Annotated in this window: 17 protein-coding genes; 14 read left to right on the plus strand and 3 right to left on the minus strand. The window is 73.4% G+C overall.

Annotated elements, in window-relative coordinates; all coding sequences use genetic code 11:
• The first annotated feature begins 24 nt into the window (after positions 1–24).
• The 5 genes from ACLBWX_RS10295 to ACLBWX_RS10315 all read left to right on the plus strand — a co-directional run bounded on the left by ACLBWX_RS10295 (position 25) and on the right by ACLBWX_RS10315 (position 4,626).
• Entirely contained in the window at positions 25–1,080 is a 1,056-nt protein-coding gene (locus ACLBWX_RS10295; protein WP_447676971.1) for a GlxA family transcriptional regulator, read from the plus strand.
• 124 nt (positions 1,081–1,204) lie between these two features.
• Complete coding sequence (locus ACLBWX_RS10300; protein WP_447676972.1) at positions 1,205–2,944, plus strand: ArnT family glycosyltransferase; 1,740 nt, start codon at positions 1,205–1,207, stop codon at positions 2,942–2,944.
• Positions 2,945–2,965: 21 nt separating this feature from the next.
• Positions 2,966–3,691 carry a glycosyltransferase gene (locus tag ACLBWX_RS10305; RefSeq protein ID WP_447676973.1) on the plus strand — a complete coding sequence of 242 codons (726 nt, stop codon included), beginning with the start codon at positions 2,966–2,968 and terminating at the stop codon, positions 3,689–3,691.
• 3 nt (positions 3,692–3,694) lie between these two features.
• Positions 3,695–4,036 carry a lipid-A-disaccharide synthase N-terminal domain-containing protein gene (locus ACLBWX_RS10310; protein WP_056468610.1) on the plus strand — a complete coding sequence of 114 codons (342 nt, stop codon included), beginning with the start codon at positions 3,695–3,697 and terminating at the stop codon, positions 4,034–4,036.
• A complete protein-coding gene (locus ACLBWX_RS10315) occupies positions 4,033–4,626 on the plus strand; it encodes a pyridoxamine 5'-phosphate oxidase family protein (RefSeq protein WP_447676974.1) in 594 nt (197 codons plus the stop codon). The genes ACLBWX_RS10310 and ACLBWX_RS10315 overlap by 4 nt, the downstream gene beginning before the upstream one ends.
• Before the next feature lie 593 nt (positions 4,627–5,219).
• On the opposite strand, the gene metC is transcribed toward ACLBWX_RS10315, so the two are convergent.
• On the minus strand, positions 5,220–6,407 hold the full coding sequence (gene metC / locus ACLBWX_RS10320) for a cystathionine beta-lyase (RefSeq protein ID WP_447676975.1): 1,188 nt from the start codon (positions 6,405–6,407) through the stop codon (positions 5,220–5,222).
• 209 nt (positions 6,408–6,616) lie between these two features.
• Between metC and ACLBWX_RS10325 the strand changes: the two genes are divergently transcribed.
• The 9 genes from ACLBWX_RS10325 to ACLBWX_RS10365 all read left to right on the plus strand — a co-directional run bounded on the left by ACLBWX_RS10325 (position 6,617) and on the right by ACLBWX_RS10365 (position 14,596).
• A complete protein-coding gene (locus tag ACLBWX_RS10325; protein WP_447676976.1) occupies positions 6,617–6,904 on the plus strand; it encodes a GIY-YIG nuclease family protein in 288 nt (95 codons plus the stop codon).
• A 143-nt stretch (positions 6,905–7,047) separates the two neighbouring features.
• A complete protein-coding gene (locus ACLBWX_RS10330; protein ID WP_447676977.1) occupies positions 7,048–8,076 on the plus strand; it encodes an amino acid ABC transporter substrate-binding protein in 1,029 nt (342 codons plus the stop codon).
• A 50-nt stretch (positions 8,077–8,126) separates the two neighbouring features.
• Positions 8,127–9,251, plus strand: a complete 1,125-nt coding sequence (locus ACLBWX_RS10335; RefSeq protein ID WP_447676978.1) for an amino acid ABC transporter permease — start codon at positions 8,127–8,129, stop codon at positions 9,249–9,251.
• Between the two features lie 13 nt (positions 9,252–9,264).
• Positions 9,265–10,401: an amino acid ABC transporter permease gene (locus tag ACLBWX_RS10340; protein ID WP_447676979.1), complete on the plus strand. Its 1,137-nt coding sequence runs from the start codon at positions 9,265–9,267 to the stop codon at positions 10,399–10,401.
• Positions 10,398–11,138: an amino acid ABC transporter ATP-binding protein gene (locus tag ACLBWX_RS10345; RefSeq protein ID WP_447676980.1), complete on the plus strand. Its 741-nt coding sequence runs from the start codon at positions 10,398–10,400 to the stop codon at positions 11,136–11,138. The genes ACLBWX_RS10340 and ACLBWX_RS10345 overlap by 4 nt, the downstream gene beginning before the upstream one ends.
• 236 nt (positions 11,139–11,374) lie before the next feature.
• Complete coding sequence (locus ACLBWX_RS10350; protein ID WP_447676981.1) at positions 11,375–11,848, plus strand: hypothetical protein; 474 nt, start codon at positions 11,375–11,377, stop codon at positions 11,846–11,848.
• A 138-nt stretch (positions 11,849–11,986) separates the two neighbouring features.
• Positions 11,987–12,844, plus strand: coding sequence for an EamA family transporter RarD (gene rarD / locus ACLBWX_RS10355; protein ID WP_447676982.1), 858 nt, complete (start codon positions 11,987–11,989; stop codon positions 12,842–12,844).
• Positions 12,845–12,900: 56 nt separating this feature from the next.
• Positions 12,901–13,464 (plus strand): DUF1993 domain-containing protein, encoded by a 564-nt coding sequence (locus tag ACLBWX_RS10360; protein ID WP_447676983.1) that lies wholly within the window; start codon positions 12,901–12,903, stop codon positions 13,462–13,464.
• A gap of 121 nt (positions 13,465–13,585) precedes the next feature.
• The gene (locus ACLBWX_RS10365) at positions 13,586–14,596 is read left to right on the plus strand and encodes a P1 family peptidase (protein WP_447676984.1); all 1,011 of its coding nucleotides are present in this window, start codon (positions 13,586–13,588) and stop codon (positions 14,594–14,596) included.
• Between the two features lie 19 nt (positions 14,597–14,615).
• On the opposite strand, the gene ACLBWX_RS10370 is transcribed toward ACLBWX_RS10365, so the two are convergent.
• Together ACLBWX_RS10370 and ACLBWX_RS10375 are read right to left on the minus strand one after the other, a co-directional pair.
• Positions 14,616–14,900, minus strand: a complete 285-nt coding sequence (locus tag ACLBWX_RS10370; RefSeq protein WP_447676985.1) for a hypothetical protein — start codon at positions 14,898–14,900, stop codon at positions 14,616–14,618.
• Positions 14,901–14,922: 22 nt separating this feature from the next.
• A complete protein-coding gene (locus ACLBWX_RS10375; protein ID WP_447676986.1) occupies positions 14,923–15,129 on the minus strand; it encodes a hypothetical protein in 207 nt (68 codons plus the stop codon).
• Positions 15,130–15,427 lie beyond the last annotated feature (298 nt).

Consider the following 15,427-nt stretch of genomic DNA (forward strand, 5'->3'; position numbering starts at 1 on the left):
CTAACCCGGCAGGCTCTGGCCGAAATGACGAAGAGCCCTCGTTTCCTGCCAGATTTCCGCGCCGACGGGCCGCGGCGCATCGAGATCCTCGCCTTCCCCGGGGTGCAGCTCCTCGACGTCTCGGGGCCGCTGCAGGTCTTCGCCACCGCCAACGACCTCGCGGGCGCCGGACCGGCCCCCTATGCCCTGCGGGTGGTGGCGGCGGGCGGCGGCACGATCCGCAGCTCCGCCGGGCTCGGCCTCGCGACGGAGGCGCTTCCGCCCGCGGACGCGCCCGTCGACACCCTCGTGGTCACCGGCGGGCGCGGCGTCGACGGAGCGATCGCGGACGGGCTGCCCGCCTGGGTGGCCGACCGGGCCTCCCGGGCCCGGCGGGTGGCCTCGGTCTGCACCGGCGCCTTCCTGCTCGGGGCGGCGGGCCTCCTCGACGGGCGCCGGGCGGTGACCCACTGGACGCGGTGCGACGCGCTCGCCCGGCGGCATCCGGAGGCCCGGGTCGAGCCCGACCCGATCTTCGTCCGCGACGGCCCGGTCTGGACCTCGGCCGGGGTGACGGCGGGCATCGACCTGGCGCTCGCCCTGGTGGAGGCCGATCTCGGCCGGGCCGCGGCGCTCGGGGTCGCCCGGCACCTCGTGGTCTTCCTCAAGCGTCCGGGCGGCCAGGCCCAGTTCAGCACCGTCCTGTCGCAGCAGGTCCTGTCGCCCGCAGCGGGCGGCGGGCGCTTCGAGGCGCTCCAGGCCTGGATCGCCGACCACCTCGACGCGGACCTCACCGTGCCACGCCTGGCCGAGGCGGCCGGCATGAGCCCGCGCGGCTTCGCCCGGCACTACCAGGCCGCCACGGGGCTGACCCCCGCCCGCGCCCTGGAGCGCCAGCGGGTCGAGGCGGCCCGGCGCCTCCTGGCCGAGACGTCGCTGCCGGTGAAGCGCATCGCCGCGCGCTGCGGGTTCGGCTCCGAGGAGACCCTGCGGCGCAGCTTCCTCCGCCACGTGGCGGTGGCGCCCGCTTCCTACCGGCAGCGGTTCCGCGCGACCGGGGAGGGGGCGGCGGCCGGCGACTCGGCGGAACCCGGGATTTGACATTCCCGGCCGCATCATCGACACCGCCGGCCTCGCCGCCTCGACCGGAATCACCGATCGGATTCTCGGGGCCGGGTGCCGGTCCGGAGCCGCGTATGTCCCCCCTGACGGCCCATCCCCCCGCATGACCGACCGCGTCACCGTGCCCCGCCCGGCCCGCGGGGACGCCTTCGCGTTCCCGGACACGCTCCTGTCCGCCGCGACCCGGAGCCATGCCTGGGCCTGCGCCCTGCTGGTGGCGCTCTGCCTCGTCTGCTTCCTGCCCGGGCTCGGCTCGCTCCAGCCGATGGACCGGGACGAGCCCCGCTTCGCCCAGGCCTCCAAGCAGATGCTGGAGACCGGCGATCTCGTCGACATCCGCTTCCAGGCGGAGGCCCGCCACAAGAAGCCGGTCGGCATCTACTGGGCCCAGGCCGCGGTGGTCGGCGCCGCCGAGGCGCTCGGCGTGCCGAACGCCCGCACCACCATCGGCCTCTACCGCATCCCGTCCCTCTTGGGCGCCATCGGGGCCGTGCTCCTCACCTACTGGTCGGCCCTGGTCTTCCTGCCCCGGCGGGGGGCCTTCCTCGCCGCGGCCCTGTTCGGCGCCTGCGTCGTGCTCTCGGCCGAGGCGCGGCTCGCCAAGACCGACGCGCTGCTCTGCGCCTGCGCGGTGGCGACCTTCGGCGGCCTCGCCCGCGCCTGGCTCCAGCGCGACCGCGCGGCGGGCCGCCTCGACACCGTCGCGGTGCTGGCCTTCTGGCTCGGCCTCGCCGTCGGCATCCTGATCAAGGGGCCGATGGTGCCGCTGTTCTGCGGCCTGCCGGCCCTGATCCTCTCCGTCCGGTCGCGCTCCGGACGCTGGCTCGGCGCCCTGCGGCCCGGCTTCGGCCTGCCGCTCACCCTGCTGATCGTGGCGCCCTGGTTCGCGGCCATCACCTGGAAGAGCGGCGGCGCCTTCTACGGCGAGGCGGTCGGCCACGACATGCTGAGCAAGGTCCAGGGCGGCTCGGAGAAGCACTTCGCCCCGCCCGGCGCCTATCTCGTGGCGTTCTTCGGCACCTTCTGGCCCGGCGCGGCCTTCGCGGCGCTCAGCGCGCCCTTCGCCTGGGGCTACCGGCGCGAGCCGGCCATCGCCTTCCTCCTCGCCTGGATCGTGCCGACCTGGATCCTGTTCGAGATCGTGCCGACCAAGCTGCCCCACTACGTGCTGCCGCTGATGCCGGCCATCGCCATCCTCACCGTGCGGGCGCTCGCCGCCGGCGCGCTGCATCCCGAGCGCCGGGGCGCGCGGCTCACCGCCGGGCTCGTGGTGCTGATCCCCGTCGGCCTCACCCTCGGCCTCTCGGCCTTCGCCTGGATTTACGACCGGACCCTGCCCTGGGCCGGGCTGCCCCTGCTCGTCGGCGCCAGCGCCGTGGCGGCCCTGGCCTGGCGCGCCTTCGCCCGCGGCCTGCCCGAGCGGGCTTTGGCCCTCGGCATCCTGGCCGCGATGCTGCTCTCGCCGGCCGTCTTCGGCCTGACCCAGCCGGTCATGGCCGCCCTCAAGGTCTCGCCCCGCCTCGCGGCGATCCGCGATCGCCTGCCCTGCCCGCATCCGCGCGTCGCCAGCCTCGGCTACCGCGAGCCGAGCTTCGTCTTCCTGATCGGCACCGACCTCGCCATGCTCGGCACCGGCGCCGAGGCCGTCGACTTCCTGAAGGGCGACGGTTCGCACGGGGGAGACGGCTGCCGCCTCGTCTACGTGGAGGGCCGGTTCGCGGCGGCGTTCGACGCCGCCGCCGGGGTGGCCGGGCTGGCGCCGAACCGGGTCGGCACCGTCTCGGGCTTCAACATCAACGGCGGGCGCCGGGTCGACCTCTCGGCCTACGCGACGACGCCCTGACCCTCCTCGGATCGAACACCCATGCGCCTCTCCGTGATCATCCCGGTGAAGAACGAGGCCGGCAACATCGCGAGCCTCGTCGCCGAACTCGAGACCGCCTGCGCATCCCTGGCGCCCTTCGAGGTGATCTACGTCGATGACGGCTCCACCGACGGCACCGCCGAGGCCCTGGAGGCGGCTCGAACCGGGCGGCCCTGGCTGCGGGTGCTCGCCCACGACCGCACCGCCGGCAAGGCCGCCGGCATCCGCAGCGGCATCGCGGTGGCGCGGGGGCCGGTCTGCGCCCTGATGGACGGCGACGGCCAGAACGACCCGGCCTTCCTGGAGCCCCTGCTCCAGGCCATCGAGGCGGGCGGCGCCCGCGTCGGGCTCGCCCAGGGCCAGCGCGTCGGGCGCAAGGACGGCCGGCTGAAGAGCCTCCAGTCGCGCATCGCCAACGGGGTCCGGGTGCGCATCCTGAAGGACGCCACCCGCGACACCGGCTGCGGCTACAAGCTCGTGCGCCGCGAGGTCTACCACACCCTCCCGTTCTTCGACGGGCAGCACCGCTTCATGCCGGCGCTGGTCGCCCGCGAGGGCTTCGGCGTGGTCCACCGCGACGTCGTCGACCGGCCGCGCTTCACCGGTACCTCGAAATACGGCCTGTTCGACCGCCTCTGGGTCGGGCTCCTCGATCTCGCCGGGGTGTGGTGGCTGATCCGGCGCAAGCGGGTGACGCCCCGGGTCACGGACGTGACGGGAGCCTGAGCCATGCTGATCCAGCTCGCCGAGGACGTGCGCGGCTATGTCTACGACGTCTTCGTCACCCGCTTCGATGCCTGGCTGGTCTTCGGCATCCTGGCGCAGGCCGTGTTCGGCGCCCGCTTCGTGGTGCAGTGGCTCGCCTCCGAGCGGGCGGGCCGGAGCGTGATGCCGCTGGCCTTCTGGTTCCTCTCCATCGCGGGCGGCCTGATGACCCTGGTCTACGGCCTCGTGCGGCGCGAGCCGGTGATCATCTTCGGGCAGGCGCTGTCGACCTTCATCTACCTGCGCAACGTCGCCCTGATCCTGCGCGAGCGCCGCGCCGCCCGGGCGGCCGCTCCGGCGCGATGACGCCGCTGCCGCCCTTCCACGACGACCTCGACGCGGCGCTCGCGGAGGTCTGGCGCCTGCTCGCGGAGGGGCCGGCTCTCCGGCGCAACGCCTTCCACATGCCCGCCCTCGCCACCGTCGACGCGCGAGGCCACCCGCAGGTGCGCACCGTGGTGCTGCGGGACGCCGACCCGGTCGCCGGGGCCTTGCGCTTCCACTGCGACCGCCGCTCGGACAAGGCCGCCGAGATCGCGGCCTCGGGGATCGCGGCCCTGCACGGCTACGATTCCGCGTCGAAGATCCAGATCCGGGCGTCGGGCCCCGCGGCGCTCCACGCCGACGACGCCCTGGCGGAGGCCGCCTGGGCCGGGTCGATGGCGATGAGCCGGATCTGCTACGGCGCCGATCCCGCCCCCGGCGCGCGCCTGCCCGCGGGCGACGCCTACACCCTGCCGGACGCCGAGACGGCCCCGACCCTCGGCCGGCCGAACTTCTGCGCCGTGGTGGTCACGCTCGCCCGCCTCGAATTCCTCTACCTCGACCGGCGCGGCCACCGCCGGGCCGCCTGGGCGCGGGCCGACGGCTGGCGCGGATGCTGGCTGGCGCCCTGAGCCCGCGCCGCCTCCGGGCGGGCCACGGGGACGCGGCCCCGCCGCCGGTGCCGGCGCGGGGGATGGCCCCAGAAACAGCACACGAAACGGGAGACGCGGGACGCCGCGAGACCACGTTGTGTGAATGGTATGCCGGTCCCCCGGCGTCCCCCGGCCCGGCCCCTCTCGGGGCCGATCCGTTTCGTCACGGCGTCTTCTCGGCACCGGCGACCCGGCTTGTGGCGGCCCCCCTCCGGAATCCGGCGCCCCTGCGGGCGGCGGATTCCGGCGGCCGTCTGATCAGGGCGCGAGGCCCCGAGCCCGCCTCGTAGTGGGCGGGCCGTCCGATCTCTCGGTGCGTCCCAGGGGACCGGGTGCAGCCTTGCGGCCTTCCCGTCCGGGACGCCTTGCGTCGCCGATGCGGCCCGGGGCGATGGCGAAACCGGGCCATCGACGCGGGGCGCCGTCTCCTCCCCCCGAGCCCCCCGACCCGGTCCGCCGGAGGGCCTCCCGTGTGGGAGGCGAGTGACCGCACGGAACCACAGAATAGGAATATTGTCAAGATCTTTCGGTGTTTCGACCCTGGATCCGCCGGCGCCCGACCGGCCGAACGCTCACAGCGCGGCGCGCAAGCGCGCGAACCCCGCGTCGAGATCCGCCTGCAGATCCGAGATATCCTCCAGGCCGATGTGGAAGCGCAGGCCCGGACCGCCGGGATTCCACCGGGTGGCGGTGCGGTAGGTCGTGCAGTCGAACGGGATGACGAGGCTCTCGAAGCCGCCCCAGGAGAATCCCATCCCGAAGAGTTCGAGCCCGTCGAGCATGGCCGCCACGGCCCGCTCCGGAGCGGGCTTGAGGATGACGCCGAACAGGCCCGAGGCGCCGGAAAAGTCGCGCTTCCAGAGGGCGTGGCCGGGATCGTCGGGGAGGCCCGGATGGAGCACGCGGGCCACCTCCGGCCGGGCCTGCAGCCACTGCGCCATGGCGAGCCCCTGCGCCCCGTGCTCGCGCAGGCGCAGCGCCATGGTGCGCAGGCCGCGCAGGGCCAGGAACACGTCCTCCGGGCCGGGACACATGGCGAAGTGCTCGAAGGTCCGGTGCAGGGCCGGCCAGTAGGCCGCGTTCGCGGAGGTCAGGCCGAGGAGCAGGTCCGAGTTGCCCGAGAGGTACTTGGTCCCGGCCTCGACCGCGATGTCGACGCCGCGCGCGTGCGGCGGGAACAGCAGCGGCGTCGCCCAGGTGTTGTCCATGATCACGGCGGCCTTCCGCGCATGCACGACCTCGCTGATCGCCGGCACGTCCTGCATCTCGAAGCTCTGCGAGCCCGGCGCCTCCACCAGCACGGCCTTCGTGGTGTCGCGCATCAGGGCGCCGATGCCGGCGCCGACGAGCGGATCGTAGTACTCGACCGCGACCCCGAAGCGCTTCAGGACGCCGTCGCAGAAGATGCGGGTGGGGCGGTAGGCGGAATCGCTGACGAGGAGGTGGTCGCCGGCCGAGACCACCGCCATCAGGGCCACGGTCAGGGCGGCGAGGCCCGAGGGGGTGAGCACGGTGCCGGCCGCACCCGCGAGCTCGCTCCAGGCGCTCGTGAGGGATTCCGTCGTCGGCGTGCCGGAGGTGCCGTAATCGAAGCGCCCGCGCCGGTGCTTGAGATCGTCGTAGGTCGGGAACAGCACCGTCGAGCCGCGATAGATCGGCGTGTTGACGAAACCGTGCTGGGCGGAGGGGTCGCGCCCCGCCTGGACCAGGCGGGTGCTCGTCCCGAAGCGGGCGGGATCGCGGGGCGGGGTGTTCGACATCGGCACCGAGGGTCAGGGGAATGGGGAGATGTGACGGCGCGGGATCACAGCCCCGCCCGGGTCGGCGCGTCAACCCGGGAAGCCATCCCCGTCATTCCGGGTCGCCGCCGGCGAGCCCGGAATCCAGAGCCGCGACCAACCTCGAAAAATCGCTGACGTGATCCCACGATCGCGTCATGGTCGGCCATCCTTCGTGGATCAGCCGAGCCATGCCCTTCACCGTCTACATGCTGGCGAGCCGACGACACGGCACCCTGTACATCGGCGTGACGAACAATCTCGCGCGCCGCATGCACGAGCACAAGACGAAGCGCTCGGCCGGTTTCGCGGCCCGCTACGATGTCGATCGTCTCGTCTGGTACGAAGGCTACGAACGGGCCACCGAGGCGATTCAACGCGAAAAGACGCTCAAGACCTGGCGTCGGGACTGGAAGATCCGGCTGATCGAGGAATTCAACCCGGACTGGTCCGATCTGACCGCGAGCCTCGCCCTGTGAGGCCACCTCGCGGACGATGCGGGTGCTTGCCCGGCCGCGCGCGTCTGGATTCCGGGCTCGCCTGCGGCGACCCGGAATGACGGTGCGGGCTGAATGATCGGTGCGCGCGCTGGACGGTCCCCCCACCTTGACCCCGCCGCCCGATGTCCCGCAATGCGCGCATGCGACTGGTCTCGATCCCGCTTCTCGCCCTCCTCGCCGTGGCCCCGACGCTGGCGCGCGGCGACACCCTCGCCCAGGTCAAGGCGCGCGGGCACCTCGTCTGCGGGGTCAGCGGCGGGGTGGCGGGCTTCAGCATGCCCGACGGGCAGGGGCGCTGGCACGGCCTCGACGTGGATTTCTGCCGGGCGCTCGCCGCGGCGATCTTCGACGATCCGGAGCGTGTGCGCTTCATCCCGCAATCCTCGGCCGCGCGCTTCACCGCCCTGCAATCGGGCGAGATCGACGTGCTCGCCCGCAACACCACCTGGACCCTGTCGCGCGACACCGCCGCGATGAACTTTCCGGTGATCACCTTCTTCGACGGGCAGGGATTCCTCGTTCGGAAATCCCTGGGCATCAGCCAGGTCAAGCAGCTCGACCGGGCGACCATCTGCCTGCAGCAGGGCACCACCACCGAGCTCAACACCGCCGACTGGTTCCGCACCCGGGGCCTGAGCTACCAGGTCGTCACCTTCGCCAACAGCGAGCAGACGCTGGGCGCCTACGAATCCGGGCGCTGCGACGCCTACTCGACGGACAAGTCCTCCCTCTACGGCGAGCGCCTGAAGACCGCGCATCCGGAGGCGCACGTCATCCTGGAGGAGGCGATCTCGAAGGAGCCCTTCGCGCCCGGCGTGCGCCAGGGCGACGATGCCTGGCGCGACCTCGTGGCCTGGACCCACTACGCCATGATCGACGCGGAGGAGGCGGGGATCGGCCAGGCCAATGTCGACCGGCTCCGGAGCGAGACCCTGAGCCCGGACGTGAAGCGCATCCTCGGCCTCGAGGGCAAGTACGGCCAGGGCCTCGGGCTGACCGGCGACTGGGCCTACCGGATCGTCCACCACGTCGGCAATTACGGCGACGCCTTCGCCCGCAACCTCGGCGACGGGACGCCCCTGAAGATCCCGCGCGGGCTGAACGCCCTCTGGATGAACGGGGGCCTGCAATACGGGCCGCCGATCCGGTGAGGGCCGGTCCGCCCAGGCCCGGATCGGCACCGAGATCCGCGCGCGCCCTCGTGCTCCAGGCCCTCGTCGCGCTCGCCCTCGCCGGGCTGGCCTATCTCGCCGTCACCAACGCGTCGGATAAGCTCGCGCGCCAGGGCATCACCGCCGGGTTCGGCTTCCTTCAGCGCTCGGCCGGGTTCGACATCGGCCAGCGGCTGATCCCGTATGCCGCCGCGACCTCGACCTATCTCGACGCGTTTTGCGTCGGGCTCCTGAACACGCTGCTGGTCTCGGGCCTCGCCATCGTCCTGGCCACGCTCATCGGATTCGCCGTCGGCATCGCCCGGCTCTCGCCGAACTGGCTCGCCCGGACGCTCGCGGCCACCTATGTCGAGAGCCTGCGCAACCTGCCGCTGCTGCTCCAGCTCCTGGTCTGGTACGTGGCCGTGCGGGTGGCGCTGCCCGAGGCGCAGCGTCCGGCCGCCTGGGGCGGAGCCTATCTCAGCCAGCGCGGGCTGGTCCTGCCACGCCCGGAATTTTTCGGGGTCGCCTGGCTCGTGCCCCTGGGCCTTGCGGCCGGCCTCGTCGCGGCGCTCGCCTGGGCGCGCCGCGCGAACCGGCGCGCCGCGGCCGGGGCCGAGCCCGGCCCGGTCGTGGCGCCGGCCCTCGCCCTGGTGCTCGGCCTGCCGGCGCTCGCCTGGATCGGGCTCGGGCTCGCCGGGCATCCAGTCGGGATCGCCTGGCCGGCGCCCGGCCCCTTCGGCCCCGAGGGCGGCCTCGGAATCCTGCCGGAATTCGCCGCCTTGCTGCTGGGCCTCTCCACCTACACGGCGGCCTTCATCGCCGAGATCGTGCGCGCCGGCCTCAACAGCGTGGCGCGCGGCCAGGGGGAGGCGGCCGCCGCCCTGGGCCTCGGCCGCGCCAAGGCCCTGACGCTCGTGACGATCCCGCAGGCGATGCGGGTGATCGTGCCGCCGCTCACCAGCCAGTACCTCAACGTGACGAAGAACTCGTCGCTCGCGGTGCTGATCGGCTATCCCGACCTCGTCCACGTCTTCATGGGCACGGTGCTCAACCAGACCAACCAGGCCGTGGAGGTCGTGGCCATCACCATGGCGGTCTACCTGACCCTGAGCCTCGGCCTCGCCGCGCTGATGAACGCCTACGACCGCCGGGCGGCCCCGGTGACGCGATGAGTCGAGCGACCCGATGAGCGTGATCCGGCAGACCCTGCTGCCGCCGGCCCCGCCCCCGCGCCGGACCGGCGGCCCCCTCGGCTGGCTGCGGGCGAACCTGTTCTCGGGGCCCGGCAACACCCTCACCACCCTGGTGATCCTGGCCGCCCTGGCTGTCCTCCTGCCGCCGGTGGTCCGCTTCCTCGTCACCGACGCGGTCTGGAGCGGGATGTCGGGCGCGTCCTGCCGCCCGGAGGTGGCGGGGCACCCGGTGGGAGCCTGCTGGGCCTTCATCGGCGCCAAGATCAACTACCTGGTCTACGGGTCCTACCCGGCGGCCGAGCGCTGGCGCCCGAACCTGTTCTTCGGCCTCGTGGCGCTGGGCACGGCCTGGATGCTGTGGCTCGACGCGCCGCGCCGCGGCCTCGGGGCGGTCTTCGTCTTCCTCGTCGGCCCCATCCTGTCCTTCTGGCTGCTCTCGGGCTCGTCCCGGCTCGGCCTCGTGCCCGTGGCCACCAGCCTGTGGGGCGGCATCCTGGTGACCCTGGTGGTCTCGCTGGTCGGCATCGTCGCCTCCCTGCCGCTGGGCATCCTGCTGGCGCTGGGGCGGCGCTCCGAGCTGCCGGTCCTGCGCTATGCCTGCATCGGCTTCATCGAGTTCTGGCGCGGGGTGCCGCTGATCACCGTGCTGTTCATGGCCAACGTGATGCTGCCGCTGTTCCTGCCCGGGGACCTGACCGTGGACCGGCTGGTGCGGCCGCTGATCGGCATCGCGCTGTTCGCCTCCGCCTACATGGCCGAGGTGGTGCGCGGCGGCCTGCAGGCGATCCCCGAGGGGCAGGGGCGGGCGGCCCTGGCGCTGGGCCTCACCCGGGGGCAGGCCATGCGCCTCGTCATCCTGCCCCAGGCCCTCAAGGTGGTGGTGCCGGGCATCGTCAACACCCTGATCGGCCTGTTCAAGGACACGACCCTGGTCTCCATCGTGGGCATCGCCGATTTCATCCGGGTGCTGGAGGCGGCGCGTGCCGATCCGCGCTGGTCGGCGCCGACGATCCCGGCCACGGCCTACGCCTTCGCCGCCCTGTTCTACCTCGCGGTCTGCTTCGCGATGGCGCGCTACGCCGCCTTCATCGAGCGGCGGCTGGCCGCCGGCGACCGGGGCCGGGCATGACCTCCGACCGGGCGGCGCCGGCCGTCGAATTCCGCGCCGTGAACAAGTGGTTCGGCCGCGCCCACGTCCTGCGCGATGTCTCGCTCACGGTCGCCAAGTCCGAAAAGATCGTGATCTGCGGCCCTTCGGGCTCGGGCAAGTCGACCCTGATCCGCTGCGTCAACGGCCTCGAGCCGTATCAGGGCGGCACCGTCCGGGTGGAGGGCCGCGACCTCACCCCCGCCCGCATCCCGGCGGTGCGGCGCGCCGTCGGCATGGTGTTCCAGCACTTCAACCTGTTTTCCCACCTCACCGTCCTGGAGAACTGCACCCTGGCGCCGATCCACGGGCGCGGGATCGGACGCCGGGCCGCCGAGGCGCGGGCGCGGGACGAACTCGCGCGCCTCGCCATCGCGGATCTGGCCGCCCGCACGCCCGACCAGCTCTCCGGCGGCCAGCAGCAGCGCGTCGCCATCGCCCGCGCCCTCTGCCTCGACCCGGCGGTGATGCTGTTCGACGAGCCGACCTCGGCCCTCGACCCCGAGATGGTGCAGGAGGTCCTCGACACCATGACGGACCTGGCGGCGCGGGGCATGACCATGCTCTGCGTCACCCACGAGATGGGCTTCGCCCGGCGGGTCGCCGACCGGGTCGTGTTCATGGACGCGGGCCAGATCGTCGAGGCGGCGCCGCCCGAGGCGTTCTTCGACCGGCCGGAGCATCCCCGCACCCGGGAATTCCTCGGCCGCATCCTGTGATACGGCGTCCGCTGGATGGAAGCGGACGCCGTATCGGCAAGATTGGCAAGATCGGCAGGCCCGCGCGGCGCCTGAGCGAAGCTCCGGATCCGCCATCCCGGAGGGATCATTCGGATGTGGTCGGAGCGGGCGAAGGTGTGCCGGCGCAGGACGCCGCGCGCCCGGGCGGACTCCGGTTCGTTAACGCCGATGCGCTAAATCCCGTCCGGTACTCGCGTATCCGGGAAGCCCGTCCCTTGCGTATCCTGCGGAACATCGTCGTCGGCAGCGTCTTCGGCGGCAGCGCCCTGGCCATCGCCTTCGCCTGCGTCGACCGGCTCGACCATCCGGCGCCCAAGGCCCCCGCCGCGCCGGTGGCCGCCTTCACCCGGATCCGCCCGCCCGAGCCCACCGTGACGGGCTCGCTGCCGGCGGAGACCGGCCCCTCGATCGGCGACATCCTCGGGCGCGACGCCGTCGCCCGCCAGACCGTCACCCGGTCCCCCGTGCCCCGGGCGACCACCGGCCGCGAGACCACGACGCGCGAGACCACGACGCGCGAGACCCCCGCCCGCGAGGCGGCGGGCCGGACCCCGGCCAGGCCCGTGGCCAAGGTCGCCGCCGCGCCGGTCCCGAAGCCGGCCCGGAAGACCGCCGAGGGCTTCGACACCGAGCGCCTGAACGCCCTCATGCGCGGCGACCCCGCCGTCACCCTCGCCCGCACGCGCTGAGCGCGCCCGACGCGCCGGAAGGCCCGCCCCATGCGCCTCCCGCACGGGCGGGGCCCGGAACGCCTGCTATAAGCCGCGCCCGGTCCCCCGCGGGCCGCGGCGAAGCGGCCGGAACGGGCCGGCAAGGGGAGGCGGCCTTTGGGTCTGATCTACGCGCTCGGCGCCTATCTGAGCTGGGGCCTCGTGGTCCCGGTGCATTTCCGCCTGCTCGACGCCGTGCCGGCCCCCAGCATCCTGGCCCACCGCATCGTCTGGTCGAGCCTCCTCGTCGCCGGCCTGCTCGTGGCCCTGCGCCGCCGGATCCGGAACCCCTTCCCCCTGGTGCGCCGGCACGGGCTCCTCGTCCTGTCGGCCGGTCTGATCGGCGTGAACTGGCTCCTCTACCTCCAGGCCGTGCAGTCCGGGCACATGCTCGACGCCAGTCTCGGCTACTTCATCAACCCGCTGATGAGCGTGGCCCTCGGCGCCGTGGTGCTCGGCGAGCGCCTGCGCCCGGTCCAGGCCGGGGCCGTGGCTTTGGCCGCCGGCGCCGTGCTCCTGGCCGTCGTCCTGGCGGGGAGCCTGCCCTGGGTCTCGCTCGCCCTGGCGGCCAGCTTCTCGCTCTACGGGCTCGCCCGCAAGGTCGTCGGCGTCGACGCCATGGTGGGCTTCGCCGCCGAGACGCTGGTGCTCCTGCCGGTGGCGCTGATCTACCTCGCGGGTTTCGCGCCCCCCGTGATCCAGGGCGACCCGGTGCGCGCCGGCCTCGTCCTGCTCACCGGGGCCACCACGGCGCTGCCCCTGATCTGGTTCGCGGCGGCCGCCGAGCGGCTCACCCTCGCCACCCTCGGGCTGATGCAGTACCTCGCCCCCTCCTGCCTCCTGATCTTGAGCACCCTCGTCTACGGCGAGCGGCTGGAGCCGCACCGCGCCCTGCTGTTCGGGTTGATCTGGCTGGCGCTGGCGATCTACGCCGTCGACGCCACCCGCGCCGCCCGGCAGGCGCGGGCCGGCTGAAGGGTTTTTGCGTGGCGCCCAAGCCCGAACCGACGACCGCCGGTCCGGAGATCACGATGCCGCTGACCGACCTTCTCGTGCCGACCTACCGGAACATGCTGAAGACCCTCGCCGGATTGCTGGACACGGCCGAACGACAGGCGCCGGCGCGGGCCGAGGACCTGCTCTCGGCGCGCTTGGCCCCGGACATGTTTCCCCTCGCCGCGCAGGTGCACTTCGCCGCCTATCAGGCGCAGGAAGCGACCTTCCGCCTGCGCGGACAGGCCATCCCCCCGTCGCTCGCCTTGGTGGCGGCCGAGGGGCGCAACGCCGGCGACGCCCCCGGATCGCTGGCCGATGCGCGGGCCCGGATCGACGAGGCTCTGTCCCATCTGGACGGTCTGACCCACGACGCCCTCGACGCCGGGGATACGCTGGCGATCGCGATCGAGCTTCCGGACGGCCTGGCATTCGACATGACGGGCGAAACCTATGCGCGCGACTGGGCGCTGCCCCAGTTCTCCTTCCACGTCGTCACGGCCTACGCCATTCTGCGAAACCAGGGGCTCGCGATCGGCGAGGCCGATTACGTACCCCACATGGCCGCCTATCTCAGGACCGGACCGGCGCCGTCGGCATAGGCCGAGCGAAGCCGGACGCCGCCCTCCCGAAGAGACCGGCCGGCATTCGTGGGATTCGCGTATGACTCGACGCGGGCGGACCATCCGGTCGGATGGTGCACCGAGACACACCGGAGGCGCCGTGCCGACCAACCGCATCACCGACATCGCCGGCATCCGGGTCGGCCACGCCACCGATCCGCGCCTCGCCAGCGGCGTCACCGCGCTCCTGTTCGACGAACCCGTGGTGGCCGGCGTCGACGTGCGCGGCGGCGGCCCCGGCACCCGGGAGACCGACCTCCTCGATCCGGAGCGCAGCGTGGAGCGCATCGACGCCCTGGTGCTCTCCGGCGGCTCGGCCTTCGGCCTCGACGCGGCCGCCGGCGTCGCCGCGCATCTGGCCGAGACCGGGCGCGGCTTCGCCATCGGCCCGGCCCGGGTGCCGATCGTGCCGGCCGCGATCCTGTTCGACCTCCTCAACGGCGGCGACAAGGCCTGGGGCCGGTACGCGCCCTACCGCGACCTCGGCCATGCGGCGGCGGTGGCGGCGACCCGCGACGTCGCCCTCGGCTCCGTCGGGGCCGGGACGGGAGCCGCCACCGCGAACCTGAAGGGCGGGATCGGCTCCGCCTCGGCGGCGGTGGCGGGCTTGAGCCTCCGGGTCGGCGCCCTGGTGGCGGTGAACGCCTTCGGCCGGGTGACGGTGGGGGCGGGGCCGCATTTCTGGGCCGGCCCCTACGAGATCGGCGGCGAGATCGGCGGGGAGTTCGGTGGATTGGGGTTTCCCGCCGCGATGCCCGCCGACGCCTTCGACTGGCCGCCGCGCAAGGGGTTGCCCGGGGCGAGCACGACCCTGGCGGTGGTCGCCACCGACGCCGCCCTCACCAAGGCGCAGGCGCGCCGCCTCGCCGTGATGGCGCAGGACGGCCTCGCCCGGGCGATCCACCCCGTGCACACGCCGCTCGACGGCGACGTGGTGTTTGCCGTCTCCACCGGCCGGGTCGCCCTGGCCGACCCGGTCACGGACCTCGCCCGGATCGGCGACGCGGCGGCGCGCACGCTGGCCCGCGCGGTGGCGATCGGCGTGCATCGGGCGACGGTGCCGCCCGGATGGGCCGGGCCGCCGGCCTGGGCGGACTGCTTCGGGGGATGAGGATCGGACGCGCGTCGGCTCAGGTCTGGCCGGCTTCCGCCTTGGCATCCGCGATGAGGCCGGCGAGTCCCGCATCGACCTCGGCGCCGAGCATCGCGCGCTCGGCCTCCGTCAGGTCGGCGGCCCAGCCGCGCCGGCCGAAGCCCTCGGCGCACTTGGCCCGCTCGGCGGCGAGATAGGCCTCGGTCTCGGCCGGCTGCGCGCGCATGGCCTGGACGAGGCCGAACCAGGCGGCGCGCTCCACCACCGCGAGACGGGCGCGCAGGCGGATCGTCACCGCGCGTTCGGGGCTGACATCGTCCATCGGCGGCTCCGTTCCGACCGGCTCAGCGCCGCGGTTCGCAGCGCGTCTTCACGTAGGTGCCCGGCTCGCTGCCATGCCCCGCATTCGCCGCGAGCACCGGCCCCTGAATCAGGCATTCCTGCAGGGTGTGGGCCGGGCCGGTGATGATGTCGAGCGCCGTCTCGCGGGAGCAATCCGGAGCCTGGACGGTGGAGGCGCAGACGAGGGCGACGACGAGGATCGGGTTCATCCCTCCCTACCTGGATCGGCCCGGCCGGCCGGCAAGGGCCGTTCCCGGGTTCGTGTGCAACTTAATGCCGGCCGGCCGGCCGACCGGCGGGATGCCCCCCTGGCGGGATGCCCCTGTTGGACGCCCCCGGATCCGATGTTTCCCATCCGTTCCAGGCCCTCGCCGAGAGGAGGCCGGGCATGAGCTTTAAGGCCTAGGACGATGGTCATAGGCTGAGATACCTAGGACAATACGCCGAGCCCGGCTGATGATCGCGAACGAAAATCGAACAAAACGGCCTTGCCGGGGTCGCCCGGCC

Source organism: Methylobacterium sp. M6A4_1b, assembly GCF_053345175.1.